16 protein-coding genes are annotated in these 17,157 nt (G+C 46.0%); 6 read left to right on the top strand and 10 right to left on the bottom strand.

Annotated elements, in window-relative coordinates; translation table 11 throughout:
- Positions 1-16 precede the first annotated feature (16 nt).
- Genes AB6D06_RS19635 through pilM form a run of 4 tightly spaced genes read right to left on the bottom strand, consistent with a single transcriptional unit; the run spans position 17 to position 2,752 of the window.
- The gene (locus tag AB6D06_RS19635; RefSeq protein WP_017063694.1) at positions 17-535 is read right to left on the bottom strand and encodes a pilus assembly protein PilP; all 519 of its coding nucleotides are present in this window, start codon (positions 533-535) and stop codon (positions 17-19) included.
- Positions 522-1,151 (bottom strand): type 4a pilus biogenesis protein PilO, encoded by a 630-nt coding sequence (locus tag AB6D06_RS19630; RefSeq protein WP_017061128.1) that lies wholly within the window; start codon positions 1,149-1,151, stop codon positions 522-524. Before AB6D06_RS19630 ends, AB6D06_RS19635 begins: the two co-directional genes overlap by 14 nt.
- The gene (locus AB6D06_RS19625) at positions 1,144-1,743 is read right to left on the bottom strand and encodes a PilN domain-containing protein (RefSeq protein WP_017061129.1); all 600 of its coding nucleotides are present in this window, start codon (positions 1,741-1,743) and stop codon (positions 1,144-1,146) included. The genes AB6D06_RS19630 and AB6D06_RS19625 overlap by 8 nt, the downstream gene beginning before the upstream one ends.
- Positions 1,727-2,752 carry a type IV pilus assembly protein PilM gene (gene pilM / locus AB6D06_RS19620; protein ID WP_017061130.1) on the bottom strand — a complete coding sequence of 342 codons (1,026 nt, stop codon included), beginning with the start codon at positions 2,750-2,752 and terminating at the stop codon, positions 1,727-1,729. The genes AB6D06_RS19625 and pilM overlap by 17 nt, the downstream gene beginning before the upstream one ends.
- Positions 2,753-2,903: 151 nt before the next feature.
- Between pilM and AB6D06_RS19615 the strand changes: the two genes are divergently transcribed.
- Positions 2,904-5,465 (top strand): penicillin-binding protein 1A, encoded by a 2,562-nt coding sequence (locus AB6D06_RS19615; RefSeq protein ID WP_372111493.1) that lies wholly within the window; start codon positions 2,904-2,906, stop codon positions 5,463-5,465.
- A gap of 111 nt (positions 5,466-5,576) precedes the next feature.
- Here the strand turns inward: AB6D06_RS19615 and oxyR are convergent, their stop codons facing one another.
- Positions 5,577-6,470, bottom strand: coding sequence for a DNA-binding transcriptional regulator OxyR (gene oxyR / locus AB6D06_RS19610; protein WP_017061132.1), 894 nt, complete (start codon positions 6,468-6,470; stop codon positions 5,577-5,579).
- Between oxyR and AB6D06_RS19605 the strand changes: the two genes are divergently transcribed.
- The 3 genes from AB6D06_RS19605 to AB6D06_RS19595 all read left to right on the top strand — a co-directional run bounded on the left by AB6D06_RS19605 (position 6,469) and on the right by AB6D06_RS19595 (position 9,162).
- On the top strand, positions 6,469-6,648 hold the full coding sequence (locus AB6D06_RS19605; RefSeq protein ID WP_229647423.1) for a hypothetical protein: 180 nt from the start codon (positions 6,469-6,471) through the stop codon (positions 6,646-6,648). The two genes, oxyR and AB6D06_RS19605, sit on opposite strands and share 2 nt — an antisense overlap.
- A gap of 44 nt (positions 6,649-6,692) precedes the next feature.
- A complete protein-coding gene (locus AB6D06_RS19600) occupies positions 6,693-7,421 on the top strand; it encodes a glutathione peroxidase (protein WP_017061133.1) in 729 nt (242 codons plus the stop codon).
- Between the two features lie 274 nt (positions 7,422-7,695).
- A complete protein-coding gene (locus AB6D06_RS19595) occupies positions 7,696-9,162 on the top strand; it encodes a dihydrolipoyl dehydrogenase (protein ID WP_017061134.1) in 1,467 nt (488 codons plus the stop codon).
- Positions 9,163-9,486: 324 nt separating this feature from the next.
- Here the strand turns inward: AB6D06_RS19595 and AB6D06_RS19590 are convergent, their stop codons facing one another.
- Positions 9,487-9,834 carry a RidA family protein gene (locus AB6D06_RS19590; RefSeq protein WP_004729674.1) on the bottom strand — a complete coding sequence of 116 codons (348 nt, stop codon included), beginning with the start codon at positions 9,832-9,834 and terminating at the stop codon, positions 9,487-9,489.
- 87 nt (positions 9,835-9,921) lie between these two features.
- Between AB6D06_RS19590 and AB6D06_RS19585 the strand changes: the two genes are divergently transcribed.
- Positions 9,922-10,170, top strand: coding sequence for a DUF3624 domain-containing protein (locus tag AB6D06_RS19585; RefSeq protein ID WP_050642919.1), 249 nt, complete (start codon positions 9,922-9,924; stop codon positions 10,168-10,170).
- Positions 10,171-10,413: 243 nt separating this feature from the next.
- Here the strand turns inward: AB6D06_RS19585 and argH are convergent, their stop codons facing one another.
- From argH to argC, 4 genes are all read right to left on the bottom strand, one after another.
- Positions 10,414-12,288: an argininosuccinate lyase gene (gene argH, locus AB6D06_RS19580; RefSeq protein ID WP_017061136.1), complete on the bottom strand. Its 1,875-nt coding sequence runs from the start codon at positions 12,286-12,288 to the stop codon at positions 10,414-10,416.
- Positions 12,289-12,635: 347 nt separating this feature from the next.
- The gene (locus AB6D06_RS19575) at positions 12,636-13,847 is read right to left on the bottom strand and encodes an argininosuccinate synthase (protein ID WP_017061137.1); all 1,212 of its coding nucleotides are present in this window, start codon (positions 13,845-13,847) and stop codon (positions 12,636-12,638) included.
- 113 nt (positions 13,848-13,960) lie between these two features.
- Positions 13,961-14,749, bottom strand: coding sequence for an acetylglutamate kinase (gene argB, locus AB6D06_RS19570; RefSeq protein ID WP_017061138.1), 789 nt, complete (start codon positions 14,747-14,749; stop codon positions 13,961-13,963).
- Between the two features lie 12 nt (positions 14,750-14,761).
- The gene (gene argC, locus AB6D06_RS19565) at positions 14,762-15,766 is read right to left on the bottom strand and encodes an N-acetyl-gamma-glutamyl-phosphate reductase (RefSeq protein WP_017061139.1); all 1,005 of its coding nucleotides are present in this window, start codon (positions 15,764-15,766) and stop codon (positions 14,762-14,764) included.
- Between the two features lie 153 nt (positions 15,767-15,919).
- Between argC and argE the strand changes: the two genes are divergently transcribed.
- Entirely contained in the window at positions 15,920-17,056 is a 1,137-nt protein-coding gene (gene argE / locus AB6D06_RS19560) for an acetylornithine deacetylase (RefSeq protein ID WP_004729680.1), read from the top strand.
- Positions 17,057-17,157: the final 101 nt, after the last annotated feature.

Here is a 17,157-nt window from a genome sequence, read left to right as displayed (position 1 = left end):
ATCATGTGACATTGGTTTACTTCAGAGCCAGCCTAACGTTGCGCTTATGCCAACAACCTAAGCCATCTGGAAGAGTTTCATTAATCTGAACGTATTGGCTCGTCACCTTAGTAACTCGGCCATTGTTTAAGCCGATAAACTGGCCTTTCTTGACGTTTACCACGTTGCCTTTGGGTGTTTGCACTAAGCCAAACACGCTTGAGCCACTGCCCATCACGCCTCTTAAACGAAGCTTACTCAGCGGGTACTTCTCTAACTTGCCATTACGAGAACGGGCGCTGGGTTGCCAACAGTCTTTCTTAACCAAGGGTTGGTTTTGCACAATGGCTTCTTTAGGCAGTTCAAAGGGAGGACGCAAAGATCGGCGCTGATAAGTCGCCGCCGTGAATTCAGTTGCTGGGACAAGTTGCTCGACATCTTTTCTCGCCTTGGCTTCAACCTGCGCCACAAAATCTTGCAGTGAGTCTTGATTAGCTTTGCAGCCTGACAACGCAAGCATCAATACGATTGAGTAAAACGCGCTATTGGGTTTCATCATTAACCTCCGATTTAAACTGGTAGGTATAAGCTCGAACCCTAAAGTGCAGCGTGCTACTTTCTTGACTGACTCGCTGCCAATTCACATCATCAAAGCTAATAATACGCGGCAGCTTGGCGATGGCAGCAGAGAAGTCACCAATCTCGTGATAGTCACCTGTCAGCTCTATATTGAGAGGCAATCGATAGAGAAACTCCTTATTCTGCTTTTGCCCCCAATCGATTCGTGTGAAGGTCAGCGAGTTATCCAAGCCGAGCTCATTCACGGAGGCCAACATGCTCGCTAACTCCTTTTGAACGGGCAGCTGCTCTAATAGATAATCGTAGCGACTAGTTAGCTCATCCAACTGGCTCTGCAACTTAGGCAAGGCTGCAACCTTATTCGCCTTTATCCTCAAGGTCGTTTTTAAGGTCTGCTCCTGTTGCTTCATCTGTTTCAGTTCCTCGTCGAGCGGCAGCAGATACAGCCAAGTGCCAACACCTTGGATTAACACCATCAACACCAGAATCACGAGAAGCTGAGGCAACAATGGCCATTCGGTGATCTCATCAACATCGAGATCTTGCAAGCTCATCCTGTTTTGCCTACTAATCCTATTTTGAAGGTTAGCCATGATGCGCCCCCTTATCTTTTCTGCTCGCGGTTGTGTTTTCTAAAGACACAGGGCTAAACACAAAAGAGACCTTGAAGGTCTGAAACTCTTTATTGAAGCGCTTGCGGTTATGAACGATAGAGTGCATCTCGACCCCTTTCAAAGAATCTGAACGTTCGAGGTTGTCCAACATGGTGGCGAGACGAGCAGTGCTGTCGCTGATGCCCGACATTTCAATCTCCTGACCATTCATCTTTATCTTGTCGACATAGACACCCTCTGGAATCAGCTCCGGCATCAAGTTCATGAAGTCGGTGGTCTTATTACGGCCAAGCTGCAGCGACTCAACCACATCAAGTCGAGTCAGAATGGCTTTGTGTTCTTGCTCTGCGACTTTTAACGACTGAATTTGTCGGTCGAGCTCAGCAATGTACTGATTGAGGTAATTGAGGCGAGCTTGCTGCTTGGCTTGTTGATCGTGAAAATAGTGACCAACCGCCCACTGCCCTATAAGCGCAATGATGACGCCAAGAATGACCAGATGGATAAAACGCTTCTTGTGCTGAGCACGAATCTCATCACGCCACGGCAGCAGGTTAATTTGATGCAACATGCTTCTCTCCCTGCCACTTGAGTCCACTCATCGCCATACCCGCCGCGATACCAAAGTGTTGCCAGTCAATCGGCAGTCGGCGTCTCTTGGCGACCTTATTCTCAAATAAAGACAAAGGATTCAATGACTCGCAGCTCAACTGAAAATGGCGTTCTAGCTCTTCGGTTACCATAGGGATGCTGGCGCCCTCGCCCATCAACCAAATCCCTGAGATAGGTTGCTGCGCATTTCCCGATGAATAGAGCTGCAATTGACGCTTGAGCTTCTCAATCAGGTTAACAATGAATTGATGTGTCTCTTCCATAGTACCGAACACGCTCTCGATATCACTCGGGTCATCTGAGCTGCGAAGATCTTGAGTGCCAAAGGCGATGTCTTTATAGAAAGGCGCCGAATTCTGCGGGATAACCCCTAGCGAGGTTTGGTCGATTCCAACATCCACTAGCAACCAGTTTTTCTTATCGGGATACAGGCGCGAGGCCAATTGCCAGATATTAAGTAGCCCATGCGCCTGTGTATCCACCACCACAGGTTTGAAGCCAGCCTTGGTTAATGCATCCGCTCGGCTATCCACAACTTCTTTACGAGTGGCGTATACCTGATAACTGCTTGTCGAACCTTTACCAAATCGTTTGTCTTCCAGCTTTACAAAATCTAAACTCAGCTCCTCGATAGGAAAGGGAGATTGATGGGCGAAGGTTTGATAGATAGAAAACTCTTTTTCTCTGTCTTCTAACTCACTCTCTATTTGCAGTACTTTGCTGATCACCGTGTTATCAGGTACCGAAATGGCGACGTTGCGACAGCCAAAAGGCAGTCCTTTCCTAAGTTCTTTAAGTTTCTTAACAGTTTTCTGATACTCCAAAGTATGGTTAGCTGTAAAAATGTCGTCCGAAATCGGCAGCTCTTTGTATCCCACTAGGGCATACAACTCCCCCACGGGTTTTAGTACCACGGCTTTGATGCTGTGATGATTTATATCTATACCTGTAATTAATGATGAACCCATGTGACCTAGCTCCTGAAGTGCCAAGCATTTCGTTGATTATCTAGGGGTTGTGATTATTAGTTAAATAAGCGTTAATAAACGAAAGCTAAGTTTTTAGCCTAGAGTACAAGGGTTTGCTGCTTATCAGCCTTAACTAATCAGGGATTATCCGGTGAAGTTCATAAAGCGATTATTCATATTTACATTGATTTGCATGATTCTTGGAGTCAGTACAATTTTCGGGTTTTATTTTTACGTAAAACCAGAGTTGCCTGATGTTGCCACTTTGCGCGACGTAGAACTCCAAACGCCGATGCAAGTCTTCAGTCAAGACGGTAAGCTGATCTCTCAATTTGGTGAAAAGCGTCGTAATCCAGTCACTTATGACGAGATTCCTCGCCACTTAGTTGAGGCTCTGATTGCCACCGAAGATAGCCGTTTCTATGAACACCCAGGTATTGACCCAATCGGTATCACACGTGCAGCACTCGTGGTTGCAATGTCGGGTTCAGCCAAACAAGGTGCGAGTACCATTACTCAGCAGCTTGCGCGTAACTTCTTCTTATCTAATGAGAAAAAGATTATGCGTAAGATCAAAGAGATCTTCATTGCGATCCACATTGAGCAACTTCTTAGTAAAAAAGAGATCATGGAGCTTTACGTCAACAAGATCTTCCTTGGTCACCGTTCGTATGGCTTTGGCGCGGCAGCACGTGTTTACTTCGGTAAAGATCTTCCTGATCTCACGCTGAGTGAAATTGCGACCCTTGCGGGTATGCCAAAAGCACCTTCGACAATGAACCCTATTTACTCTGTTGAGCGCGCGACTAACCGTCGTAACGTTGTATTGCGTCGTATGTTAGACGAGAAATACATCACTCAAGCAGAGTTCGATGACGCTCGTAGCGAAGAGCTTATCTCGAAATACCACGGTGCAGAGATCGAACTGAGCGCGCCATATGTTGCTGAAGTTGCACGTGCTTGGATGGTGGAACGCTATGGTGAAGAAGCTTATACATCAGGCATGAAGGTCTACACGACCGTTGATTCGAAACTGCAAAAAGCAGCGAACCAAGCCGCAATTAAGAACCTACTTGGCTACGATGAGCGTCACGGCTACCGTGGTGCTGAAAAAGTATTGTGGCAGACTGCGCAAGCAGCGTGGGATCAAGAACAAATCGTTAAACACCTTAAGTCTCAACCAACCTATGGTGACCTAGTCCCTGCTGTTGTTACCGCGGTTGATTCGAAAAGTGCTCAAATTTGGGTTAAGAACCAAGGTGAAGGCACTATCGAATGGCAAGGCATGAACTGGGCGCGTAAATTCCTAACGGATAACCGCCAAGGACCAGCGCCTTCTCAAGCGAAAGAAATTCTGGCGGTTGGTGAACAAATCTGGGTTCGCCATGAAGCCGTTACCGGCGATGAAGTCTCTGAAGAGCCGACAGAAGAGTCAGCGACTGCAGAATCAGAAACACCGATTGTATGGCGACTAAGCCAAGTACCGAATGCGAACACAGCATTTGTTGCAATGAACCCGAACAACGGCGCGGTATTGTCGATGGTCGGTGGCTTTAACTTTGTCCACAACAAGTTCAACCGTGCAACGCAATCTATTCGTCAGGTGGGTTCTGGTATCAAACCCTTTATCTACTCAGCAGCGATTGAGAAAGGCTTAACGCTAGCCTCACTGATCAACGATGCACCGATTAACCAATGGGATAAGAGCCAAGGTACCGCATGGCGACCAAAGAACTCGCCACCGACTTACGTGGGTCCAACTCGTTTACGTATTGGCTTAGCTCAGTCTAAAAACGTAATGGCGGTACGTGTACTGCGCGAAGTAGGCCTAGATGATACTCGTAACTACCTAACTCGATTTGGTTTTGATATTGACGAAGTGCCTCGTTCAGAGACCATTGCTCTGGGTGCGGGTAGCTTAACGCCAATGAAAGTAGCTCAAGGTTACTCAGTATTCGCTAATGGCGGCTACTACGTTGAACCTTTCTACATCAGTCGCATTGAGACACCATTTGGTGAGACTGAATTTGAAGCGACACCAAAAGTGGTTTGTAAAGACGATTGCCAACAGCAAATGACCTCAGACCCAATGGCTGATGAGTTTGCAGAGCAAGATGTGGATGCCAAAGTACAATACGCACCTCAAGTTATCTCTGAACAGAACGCATTCCTTGTTCGTGAAATGATGTACAGCAACATCTGGGGTGGCGGTGATTGGAGCGCTGGCACTGGTTGGAACGGTACTGGTTGGCGTGCACAACCGTTGAAGCGTCGTGACATTGGCGGAAAAACGGGTACCACCAACGATTCTAAAGATACTTGGTACAGCGGCTACGGCCCTGGCATGGTGGCTACGGTATGGGTTGGTTTTGATAACCACAACCGAAACCTAGGCCGTACTAAAGCGAACTCGAACCTTGGTAAAAATCAGATTACTGGTGCAGAAGCTGGCGCGAAAACAGCAGAACCTGCATGGGTTGATTTCATGGGTACGGCGTTAGCGGGTGTTCCTGCTGAGCGTAAAGAGATTCCTGAGAACATCGTCCGTGTTCGTATCGACCGTGAAACTGGCTTACTGACCAACAAGTTCGATAGCTCATCAATGTTCGAGTACTTCGAGAAAGGCACAGAGCCAACCGAGTACATCACTGAACGTTTCAATGATGACATCTACTCAACCTCATCAGGTGAAGCAGTAGAAGAACTGTTCTAACTAAGGTTTGTAGAACCTAGTAACATGAACCAACAAAAAGGGTTGATATGCATTCATATCAACCCTTTTTTTATATCTATATCTGACCAGACTAGGCTCTAAATTCAAGCGCTAAGCCGTCTTCTCCAGTTGAGTTCGAATCGTCTCAGCCAATTGCTCGAAACGTCCCTTCAATGGAGAGCCCGGACGGTAGGCAACAACAATGCGACGTGAAGGTGTTGGATTCACAGCAGGTACGTAACACACACCGTCTTTCTGCTTCTCTTTCGGCACCGATAGCTGAGGAAGCAAGGTAATCCCCGCCCCCGCCGCGACCATGTTACGCAGCGTTTCTAAGCTGGTTGCCTTAAAGCGCTCATCATCTTTGGCGCCCGCAGCAAAACAGAAGCCCAAGGCTTGGTCTCTCAAACAGTGACCGTCACCTAGCGCAAGTACGGTTTGTCCATTTAGCTGCAGCATATCGACAGTGTCTTGCTGAGCCCACTCGTGGTCACATGGAACGGCAACACTTAACGGCTCGTCATACACATCGATCTCTTTGAACACCGCCGTTTCATCAACCGCAGCCAGTACTAAGCAATCAAGCTTGCCATCTTCAAGTTGGCTCACTAACTGATGGGTCTGAGCTTCATGCAGGTAAAGCTCAAGATCTGGGAAGCTCTCTTTAAGATGAGGAACAATCTTAGGCAAGATGTAAGGACCCACGGTTGGAATAAAACCAATGTGCATTGGCCCCGTCATCGCTTCACCGTGTCCACTCGCCATATCTTTAAAAGTTTTCACTTCATTGAGAATACGCTTGGCTTGTTCAACAAGTTGTAACCCTGATTCTGTAAATATCACCTTCCTTGGACTACGCTCGGTTAACTGAAGTCCAATTTCATCTTCGAGTTTGCGTATTTGACCGCTTAGTGTCGGCTGACTGACAAAGCACGCTTCTGCCGCTTTTCGGAAGTGTTTATGCTCTGCGAGCGCCACCAAGTATTCAAAGTCACGAATGTTCATGCTCAGTCTCTTACCTCAGGTTTTAATAAGAACAAGGGTTCTAATAGAAACATTTAAAAGAAAAATGCTCTTGATAGAATTTACCTATCAAAACCATAACATCAAACGATTAGAGCTATCAAAGGATTTATCTAATAATGGGCTCAACGAAACGAAACAGAGCGAAGAAAAACGTTAAGCTCTGATAGAACAAAATTAAAAATACTATTTAAGGAAATCAATATGTTTGCATCTAAAGAAGGTCAATCAATCCCTCAAGTAACATTCCCAACTCGCCAAGGTGATGCATGGGTTAACGTAACTACTGAAGAGCTATTCAAAGACAAGACAGTTATCGTATTCAGCCTACCAGGTGCGTTTACGCCAACATGTTCGTCAAGCCACCTACCTCGTTACAACGAGCTACACTCTGTATTCAAAGAAAACGGTGTTGATGACATTCTGTGTGTTTCAGTAAACGACACATTCGTAATGAACGCTTGGAAAGCAGACCAAGAAGCGGAAAACATCACATTCATCCCAGATGGTAACGGTGATTTCACAGACGGCATGGGTATGCTAGTTGAGAAAAACGACATCGGCTTCGGCAAACGTTCATGGCGTTACAGCATGCTGGTTAAAAACGGCGTGGTAGAAAAAATGTTCATCGAAGAAGACGTACCAGGCGACCCGTTCAAGGTTTCTGATGCAGATACTATGCTTAACTACCTTGCTCCTGAGCACAAAGAGCAAGAGTCAATCACAGTATTCACTAAGCCAGGCTGTCCTTTCTGTATGAAAGCAAAACAGAACCTAATCGACAAAGGTCTGAACTACGAAGAAGTGGTTCTAGGTAAAGATGCAACAACAGTAAGCCTACGTGCAATCTCTGGTCGCACTACCGTTCCTCAAGTATTCATCGGTGGCAAACACATCGGTGGTAGTGAAGAACTAGAAACTTTCCTAGGCTAATCGCTTCATCGCCGATATAGGCTTAGAAGTATCAGCTAACCCACCCTCTTGTGGGTTAGCTATTCCAAACACTCTTATCTGAGTTTTGGGAAAAAGAATATAGCTGGTGACTCGCCTGTCTTTTACTAACCTATAGTTAGCAATAAAAGCAGAGTCACAAGCTAAACCTAATAAAACAGAATCACAAAACTGACCCGCAATCCTGACTCTCAAAAAATCATCAGAGTTGGAGGGGTTCGTTCAAACCAAATTTAGCCATTGCGAGAAAATTATTATGAAACAAGTCAATGTAGATGTAGCAGTTATCGGGGGCGGTACGGCAGGTTTAGGTTCTTACCGCGCTGCAAAAGCACACACTGACAGTGTCGTGATGATTGAAGGTGGCCCTTACGGTACTACCTGTGCTCGCGTTGGTTGTATGCCATCTAAACTGCTTATTGCAGCTGCGGAAAGCGTACACCAAATCGAGAAAGCTCCGGCTTTTGGCGTTCACCCACAAGGTGATATCGTGATTAACGGCCGTGAAGTGATGGACCGAGTGAAGTTTGAGCGTGACCGTTTTGTTGGTTTTGTTTTAGAAGGTGTTGATGAAATCCCAGAGCAAGACAAGATCTCTGGCTACGCAAAGTTCTTAGATGACAACACACTACAAATTGATGACCACACGGTTGTCACCGCTAAGCGTATTGTTATCGCGACCGGTTCTCGCCCTGCATACCCTGCCGTTTGGAATGAGCTTGGCGATCGCCTGATCATTAACGACGACGTGTTCAGCTGGGATGATTTACCAGAATCGGTTGCGGTATTTGGCCCTGGTGTTATTGGTCTTGAGCTTGGTCAGTCACTGCACCGCTTAGGTGTGAAGACCAAACTGTTCGGTTTGGGTGGTCAAGTTGGCCCAGTAACTGATCCAGAGATCATGGCTTATGCAGATAAAGCTTTCAATGAAGAGTTCTATCTCGATGCCGACGTGAAAATCGAAAGCATGAAGCGCATTACCACTGAATCGGGTGAGCCACGTGTCGAAATCCAGTTCATCAATAAACAAGGTGAATTAGAAACTAACGTCGTTGAATACGTACTAGCAGCAACAGGTCGTCGCCCTAACACTGACAAGCTTGGCTTAGAGAATACCTCTCTAGAGCTTGATGAACGTGGTGTGCCAATCGCAGACCACTACACGCTACAAACATCACTACCATCAATATTTATCGCTGGTGATGCGAGTAACCAACTGCCTCTACTGCATGAAGCAGCAGACCAAGCTCGTATTGCGGGTGACAATGCAGGTCGCTTCCCAGAGATTCGTGCAGGCCTACGCCGCTCTAAAATCTCGGCAGTATTCTCTGACCCGCAAATCGCGATGGTTGGTGAAACCTACAAAGAGATCACCACACGCTTAGGCACATGTGGCTGTTTCGCAACGGGTGAAGTGTCTTTCGAAAACCAAGGTCGTTCACGAGTGATGCTTCGCAACAAAGGTATTCTGCACGTATACGGCGAGCAAGGCACAGGCCGCTTCCTTGGTGCTGAGATGATGGGACCAAACGCAGAACACTTGGCTCACTTATTAGCATGGGCACACCAGAACAAGATGACGGTTTCTGAGATGCTAGACATGCCGTTCTACCACCCAGTAATCGAAGAGGGTGTACGAACTGCCCTACGTGACCTGAATGCGAAACTGCACCTAGGTCCAGAGATGGTGAAACACTGTCTGGATTGTGGCCCGGGCTGTTAATCTCAGACTAGCGCCAGTCAATTAGCAGTTAACAAACGTTAGATACTAAAAAGGAAAGCCATTGGCTTTCCTTTTTGTTTTTGGCAACGAGCAAACTATAGATTCCCGATTACGCTCCTTCGTCGCTAACGGGAATGACGTAACTTTTAACGCACATCTGAGCCGAAGCCAATCAGTGTGATGGTCGTTTTAAAAACGCATCTAAGCTGAAGCAGACCAAAGTGACGCATCAGCTAAACCAAAACTAAACTCGTCATTCCAGAACCGAGGGACGAGGTATCTGGAATTTCTTGAAGCCATTGCGTCACTAAAAGCTTTAAGCAATTACTTCTCAGCAGCAATCACAGAGATCTCAACAAGTAGCGCTTCGCGAGCCATGTCGCCTGTCACACATGCGCGAGCTGGAGCGTGACCTTCTGGTACCCATGCATCCCACACTGCATTCATTTCTTGGAAGTCTTTCATGTCTTTCAAGTAAATCGTTGCTGACAGCATGTGCTCTTTGTCGCTGCCTGCTTGCTCAAGTAGCGCTTCTACTTTATCTAACATGGTTTGAGTTTGTTCAGTGATGTCTTTAGTTGCATCAGCACAAACTTGGCCACATAGGTAGATAGTACCGTTGTGTTTAACAATACGGCTCATACGTTGCTTGGTTTCTTGGCGCTCAATCATCGACTTTCTCTCTCTGTGTCACCGTGATCCAATATCTTGTGACGTGTTATTATCAGGGCAACAAGCATAACGCGAATCAAACCCAAGATGACATGCATTCATTGCAATAAAAGTGAAAAAATCCGTAACAAGCTCGGTCGCTGCCAGCGTTGCATGAATCAGCTGATGGTGTTGTCGATTTTGAGTTGGGGAGTATGGTGGCTGTTTTTCAGAGAAGACCCAAAAACCATCAATGCCATCGCTTTGATGATGGCCGCTTTCGCATTCAGTGGCTTGTTGTCGTTGCATTGGATAATGAAGTTTGTCGTGCTGCCTTTAAGGAACAAAAAGCGTTAACAGAGAGACTTTGCTAGATAAGTGATAAAGGCTAGATGTCCAATTAAATGACTCGCCTTAGCAAGCCGTCATCATTTCCCAAACAGCAGATAGAAAAAAGCCCCAGAACCAATCGATTCTAGGGCTTTCTTAGAAAATTCTAAGAAAAAGCAGTGGTACTTTAATAGACCGGGCTTTTCTTAGTTTGTTCCCAAAAAAGATCATATTTTTGATCTTTTTTTTAGGAGCTATAAAATCAATGCCTTATGCAACATTAACCTTAGCAATTATCTGCTCTACCAAGTTCACTTCCAATGCCACTTCATCACACGCATGTTGACGAGGACACTGGTCACAATCTTTCAGTACCTTCTCAGGCAGCAGAGATTTCGATGTTGGTAAGAAATCATGCTTCATAAAGAACTCTGGAGTACGAGTCAGCACAAACACCTTCTTGATGGCCATTTGTCGCGCTTTCTCAACCAAGTGCTGCACAATTGCGGTACCCTGCCCTTGACCTTGCCAGCCAGCTTCGACACCCAGTGAACGGATTTCCGCTAGGCCAGAGTCATACACATAGAGTGATGCACAACCTGTCACCTCACCATGATGCTCTGCGACCGCAAACGAGCCAATATCACGCACCAGTTCATTACGAGAACGAGGTAGGTTTTCACCCATGTTCGCCCAGTAAGCGACCATACCTTCCAACGCTTCAATATCGGTCAGACGAGCAGGACGAACCTTGACGATGGACGTATCACGCTGTGATAAACGTTTCTCAGCTTGGTCAACCGCGTAAGCCACTTGCTGTGGAGATACACCGCCTAGCGCGCTACGTTTTTCAAGACACGATTCAATGGTCAGGATGTCATACACATCTTCCTCAATCACCTCAGAGAACTCTTTCATCTCTGCGATGGTTAATTCTTCTAATGCACAGCCTTTAGCAATCGCCGCCACTACCGTCACACCAACAATATGGTGAGCTTCACGGAAAGGAATCCCTTTCGCTACTAGGTAATCAGCCAATTCAGTTGAGTTCGCGTAGCCTTGTTTCGCGGCTTCAAGTGTACGTTCGCCGTTCACTTTAATGCCGTCAAAACAGAGTGCTGCCATTTCCATACAATCATTCCAAGTATCTAAAGCGTCGAACAGACCTTCTTTATCTTCTTGCATGTCTTTGTTGTACGCCAAAGGCAGAGCTTTTACTGTCATCATCATTGCCGCTAATGAACCGTAAACACGGCCAGTTTTGCCACGGATAAGCTCTAGCGCATCTGGGTTTTTCTTTTGTGGCATCAGAGATGAACCTGACGTCACGGTATCCGCTAACTCGATGAAGTTTGATTCACCTGAGTTGTAGAAAATCATATCTTCTGCAAGACGCGAAAGGTGAAGCATAGAGATAGAAGCAATCGACATTAGCTCCATCACATGGTCGCGGTCAGAAACTGAATCTAGAGAGTTGCGCGTTGCACGACGGAAACCTAAGTTGTGAGCTAACTCTTCACGGTCCATCGGGTAAGCTGTTCCAGCAAGGGCACCAGAACCCAGCGGACATGTGTCTAGACGCTTAATCGCATCATTCAAACGTGAATAATCACGCTCAAGCATTTCAACGTAAGCCAAGCACCAGTGAGCAAAAGTTACCGGCTGAGCACGTTGTAAGTGAGTGTAGCCAGGAAGCACGGTTTCTTGATGCTGAGAAGCAACGTTCACCATTTGGCTTTGTAGGCGATCCAATGCCAGTAGCAGTTGGTTACCTTGCTGACGACACCATAGTTTCAGGTCTGTCGCCACTTGGTCGTTACGAGAACGGCCAGTGTGAAGTTTTTTGCCCAAGTCACCGACTTTGCCGATAAGTTGCTGCTCAACCCAGCTGTGAATATCTTCTGCATCAGAACGTAGAATCTGTTCAGGATCTTCCATCACCTCAAGTTTTAGCTCATTCAGCGCTAACTCAAGCTTCTGTTGCTCTTCTTCTGTTAATACGTTGACCGACAGTAGAGCTTTAGACCAGGCAATTGAGCCCACAATGTCTTGCTCAGCCAATCGGTAATCAAAACGAAGAGAATCGTTAAAATCTTTGAACCGGGTGTCTGCTGCTTGGGTAAATCTACCGCCCCATAATGCCATTGTGTATCTCCTAATTGCACAGTGCTCACTGTTTTTGCAAATGATAATTCTGATTAAGATTCAGTATTTTTCTGATGGTTTAAACTTACGGCAATTCAAAATGAAAATAAAGTATTAATTCATTATTTTCACATATTTATTCACCAACAGTTCAATCCATTGATTATTTTTAGCGTGGAGCGCGAATTATATGCCATCCGATAGGAAAAACCGAAGCTGATTTATTAGGCAAATAGAAAGTCAAAAGCCCACTCACTAATCAATAGTGAATGGGCTTTGCATAATAATGTCTGTTTACTAACCTTCAATCTTTCATCAAAGGCTAGCTCACTAACTCATTGTTAGGATTACTTTTGGCTATTCAAAGCACGGATACGGCTTGATAGCGAGTAAAGGCGGATGAAGCCTTCAGCATGGCTTTGGTCGTAAACTTCATCTTCACCAAAGGTTGCAAACTCTTCTGAGTACAGGCTGTTGTCAGAACGCTTCTGAGTCACCGTTGCATGGCCTTTGTAAAGCTTGATAACCACTTCACCATTCACGTCTTGTGCTAGCTCTTCTGTCGCGGCAAGGATTGACTTACATAGTGGAGTGAACCAACGACCATCGTATACAAGGTGAGAAGCCTTAACACCGAGCTCTTCACGGAATTCGAATGCCGCTTTATCAAGAACCAGTTGCTCTACTGCACGCAGTGCTTCCATCATGATTGTGCCACCCGGAGTTTCGTAACAACCACGAGACTTCATGCCAACAAGACGGTTCTCTACGATATCGATACGACCAACACCGTGCTTAGCACCTTTCTCGTTTAGGTAAACCAGTGCGTTGTATGGCGTCATTGTTTCGCCATCAACCGCAACCACTTCGCCTTTTTCAACTTTAAGCGTCACTGTTTCAGATTCGTTTGGCGCTTGCTCAGGGTCTACAGTCCAAGCCCAGCAATCTTCGTTAGGTGCATTCCATGTGTTTTCTAGAACGCCGCCTTCTGTTGAGATGTGCCATGCGTTTGCATCACGCGAGTAAATCTTAGTAAGAGAAGCCGTACAAGGGATGTTACGCTCAGCCAGGTAATCTAGACACTCTTCACGACTCACTAGATCCCATTCACGCCATGGTGCAATTACGTGTAGATCAGGTGCTAGTGCAGCAAATGCGCCTTCAAAACGAACTTGGTCATTACCTTTACCAGTACAGCCGTGACACAGTGCGTCTGCACCTACTTTACGTGCGACTTCAACCTGTGCTTTCGCGATGATTGGACGCGCCATCGACGTACCTAGTAGGTATTTACCTTCGTAGTAAGCGCCCGTTTTCAGCGTTGGGTAGATGTAGTCAGCAACCATCTCTTCTTTAAGGTCTGCGATGTAACACTCAGATGCACCAGAAGCTTTTGCTTTCTCTTCGATACCAATCAACTCTTCGTCGCCTTGACCAACATCCGCAACAAACGCAACCACTTCACAGTCATAGTTCTCTTTCAACCATGGAATGATTACTGATGTGTCTAGACCGCCAGAGTAGGCTACTACAACTTTCTTTACGTTAACTTTGCTCATTTTCTTTCTCCTAGTTTCCATACTGCACATGGCGGTCAGCGTTGGAAATGACTTCATAATTATATGTTTATTTAATTTGTCTAAATTCTTTAAGTAGTGACTCGTTGTGAGACCTACTGAGGTAAAAACTGTGTTCCTATGCTTTTACCTGAAAACAGTTGTGTTAGCTTTTCTGGGTATCGCCAAGTGGCAACTTCGATTGGTCGTCCAAGGTCGTTAGCGGCTTCTAGTGCGGCTTGAACCTTAACGATCATGCCGTCGGTAATCACTTTGCCTGTAATAAGGTCATCAGCTTGTTGTTGATTAAGGCTTGGAATGAGGTGACCTTTGCCATCCAACACACCACTTACATCAGAAAGCAGTACCAGTTCAGCATCAAGTGCGCCTGCAACGGCAACCGCAGCTTGGTCGGCATTGACGTTCATCAGTTGGCCTTGCTCAGTCAGACCAATCGAGCTAATGATAGGCAGTGCGCCCGCATTAAGAATCGCTTGCAGAACGGTTGAGTCGCCCGGCTCCGCTTTTCCTACCGCCCCCAGTTCAGGGTTCAGTTCGCTCACTTTGCATAAACCACCGTCTGCTAGGCTTAAACCAACGGCATTGATACCGTCTTTAATCGCCTGACCTTGAAGTAATTTATTCGCCGTGCCCGCTAATGCACCAGCGATCACTGGGATCTGATCATAAGGAGTAACACGTAGCCCTTCTTTCTTAACGGTTTCGAGGTTCAACTTATTCATCAAATCATCAACAAGGTAACCGCCGCCGTGAACAATCACGATTGGTCGTTGTGCCTGTTGTTGGTAAGCAGAGATAGCACCAAATAACTTGCTAAGTGTTTCACCACAAGATAGCGCAGCGCCACCTAACTTTATGATTAATGGTTGATTATTAAGGCTCATATCTAGATTTCCTTACACTAACGCAGTTAATGGCGCAAAACCATAACGTAAATTCAAACACTGCATCGCTTGGCTAGATGCACCCTTTAATAAGTTATCAATCGCTGAAACAACGATGATGTGATGACCTTGAACCTTCCAACCTAAGTCGCAGAAAGGCGTCTGCTCTACATCTTGAATTCTTGGCAATGTCTCTTCGAGTAATCTCACCGCAGGTTTACCTTGGTAAGCTTGCTCGAAGGCATCTTGTATCTGTTGTTCTGTCACGCCTTCAGCCAATTTCATGGTAATGGTTGCCAAAATGCCACGCTTAAAGTTGCCGAGGTGCGGGGTAAAAATCACATCACATCCTAAATGTGCAGCCATTTCAGGTTGATGACGGTGATTGAATACACCATAAGCTTGCAAGCTCACTTCGCAGAAGCTGTTGACCATCGTCGCCTTGCGGCCTGCACCAGTCACACCGCTGGTTGCGTTAATCACTGGCCATTGGTTTTCATCCAGTAACTTGGCTTCAACCAAAGGCTTAATCGCCAGTTGTGATGCGGTTGGGTAACAACCCGCGACAGCGACAAGCTGAGCTTCTTTAATTTCTTGTTCGTTCCACTCAGCTAAACCGTAAGCCGCTTTGTCTAGCCATTGTTCGTGTTGATGTTCAAAACCGTAAAACTCTTGATAGAAGTTTTCGCCTTTAACTCTGAATGCACCCGATAGGTCGAAGACTTGGCAATCGTTCTCTAGAAAAATTGGCGCTAGGTCGTGACTGACTTCGTGTGCCGTTGCTAAGAAAATCACATCAGATTGTTTAGCTACTTCTTCCGGATTTGTTAAAGGTTGTACTGGCATATCAATCAAGCCAGCTAACTTACCGTGCAGTGCCGCAATAGGTTTACCTGCGTCTACACTATTGGCTGAGACATATAAACCTGATAGCGTGAGCTCAGGGTGTCTGTTTATCATTAGAGCCAGTTCTGCTCCTGTGTAGCCGCTTGCGCCAATGATCGTGGTTTTCAACATCTCAACACATCCATTTTTGAGGTAAGTTACATTTCAAATTTGACTATTCATACTTAATTTTTAGCTTTATTTGATTTCTTATGCATTAAATATGATTTAATATGTGTTTTACCGACTTATGGTTTTCCTGTCAATAGTAGAAGTGAAGTTATTATGCAATTACCGAGTTTTCTTGAGGTCTACAAAGGCCTAATTTCCACAGACTCTATTAGCTCGACCGATCCAAGCTGGGATCATGGCAACGAGAAAGTGATCGAAAAAATGGCTCAATGGTTTAAAGACGTAGGCTTTAGCGTTGAAGTCGTGGAAGTCGAACCCGGCAAGCATAATATGGTCGCTAAGATGGGATCGGGCGAAGGTGGCTTGCTACTCGCAGGACACAGCGACACAGTGCCATTTGATGAAGGACGTTGGAACTTCGACCCTCACGCACTAACAGAACACAACAATCGCTTCTATGGATTAGGCACAGCCGATATGAAAGGCTTTTTCGCTTTCGTTTATGAAGCGGCAAAGAAGATGGATTGGAGCAAACAGACCAAGCCGCTATATGTATTGGCAACCTGTGACGAAGAGACCACCATGCTGGGTGCGCGTCATTTCACTGAAAATGCACCGTTTAAACCGGATTACTGCATTATTGGTGAGCCAACCAGCCTTGTGCCGATTCGTGGCCATAAAGGCCATGTTGCTAACGCTGTGCGAGTAACGGGTAAATCAGGTCACTCTTCTGATCCTGCATTAGGTGTCAACGCCATCGAGATCATGCATGAAGTGTTGTTCGCTTTAATGCAACTGCGTGACAAGCTAGTCAAAGAGTATCACCACCCGGGTTTCGCAATTCCAAGCCCCACTCTAAACCTTGGCCATATCCACGGTGGCGACAGTGCCAACCGTATCTGTGGTTGCTGTGAGCTGCACTATGATGTGCGTCCTTTGCCAGGTATCAGCCTAGATGGCTTGGATAACATGCTGCGCAGCGCACTTAAAGAAGTGGAAGCAAAATGGCCGGGCAGAATCGAGATTACGCCACTGCACGAACCTATCCCAGGTTATGAGTGCCAACACGACCATCCATTTATTGGTGGCATGGAATCCGTTTGTGAGATTGAATCGCAAACCGTCAACTACTGCACTGAGGCACCTTTCCTTCAAGAACTTTGCCCAACCTTAGTGCTGGGGCCGGGCTCTATCGACCAAGCTCACCAACCAGATGAGTTCCTAAGCTTCGATTTTATCGATCCAACGATTGATGTTCTGAGTAAATCTATTCGTAAATATTGTTTCTAGTTATTGCTACCCTTGCGATACTTTTTATAAAAGCTGCCCTAAAAGGTTAATGCCGTTCACTTAAGAGTGAACGGCATTTTTGTTCTTAGCATACCGTTGTG

The organism is Vibrio sp. 10N.239.311.G01 (assembly GCF_041465805.1).
Taxonomy (GTDB): Bacteria; Pseudomonadota; Gammaproteobacteria; order Enterobacterales; family Vibrionaceae; genus Vibrio; species Vibrio crassostreae_C.
This window is presented reverse-complemented; position numbering and strand designations above follow the sequence as displayed.

What these genes read in the sequence shown, in the direction of transcription:
- argC (WP_017061139.1), bottom strand. Translation starts at nt 15,766, where the DNA reads ATGTTGAAAACCACGATCATTGGCGCAAGCGGCTACACAGGAGCAGAA.
- argH (WP_017061136.1), bottom strand. Translation starts at nt 12,288, where the DNA reads ATGGCATTATGGGGCGGTAGATTTACCCAAGCAGCAGACACCCGGTTC.
- AB6D06_RS19585 (WP_050642919.1), top strand. Translation starts at nt 9,922, where the DNA reads ATGACATGCATTCATTGCAATAAAAGTGAAAAAATCCGTAACAAGCTC.
- AB6D06_RS19600 (WP_017061133.1), top strand. Translation starts at nt 6,693, where the DNA reads ATGTTTGCATCTAAAGAAGGTCAATCAATCCCTCAAGTAACATTCCCA.
- AB6D06_RS19595 (WP_017061134.1), top strand. Translation starts at nt 7,696, where the DNA reads ATGAAACAAGTCAATGTAGATGTAGCAGTTATCGGGGGCGGTACGGCA.
- AB6D06_RS19630 (WP_017061128.1), bottom strand. Translation starts at nt 1,151, where the DNA reads ATGGCTAACCTTCAAAATAGGATTAGTAGGCAAAACAGGATGAGCTTG.
- AB6D06_RS19635 (WP_017063694.1), bottom strand. Translation starts at nt 535, where the DNA reads ATGAAACCCAATAGCGCGTTTTACTCAATCGTATTGATGCTTGCGTTG.
- AB6D06_RS19605 (WP_229647423.1), top strand. Translation starts at nt 6,469, where the DNA reads ATGCTCAGTCTCTTACCTCAGGTTTTAATAAGAACAAGGGTTCTAATA.
- argB (WP_017061138.1), bottom strand. Translation starts at nt 14,749, where the DNA reads ATGAGCCTTAATAATCAACCATTAATCATAAAGTTAGGTGGCGCTGCG.
- oxyR (WP_017061132.1), bottom strand. Translation starts at nt 6,470, where the DNA reads ATGAACATTCGTGACTTTGAATACTTGGTGGCGCTCGCAGAGCATAAA.
- AB6D06_RS19625 (WP_017061129.1), bottom strand. Translation starts at nt 1,743, where the DNA reads ATGTTGCATCAAATTAACCTGCTGCCGTGGCGTGATGAGATTCGTGCT.
- argE (WP_004729680.1), top strand. Translation starts at nt 15,920, where the DNA reads ATGCAATTACCGAGTTTTCTTGAGGTCTACAAAGGCCTAATTTCCACA.
- pilM (WP_017061130.1), bottom strand. Translation starts at nt 2,752, where the DNA reads ATGGGTTCATCATTAATTACAGGTATAGATATAAATCATCACAGCATC.
- AB6D06_RS19575 (WP_017061137.1), bottom strand. Translation starts at nt 13,847, where the DNA reads ATGAGCAAAGTTAACGTAAAGAAAGTTGTAGTAGCCTACTCTGGCGGT.
- AB6D06_RS19590 (WP_004729674.1), bottom strand. Translation starts at nt 9,834, where the DNA reads ATGATTGAGCGCCAAGAAACCAAGCAACGTATGAGCCGTATTGTTAAA.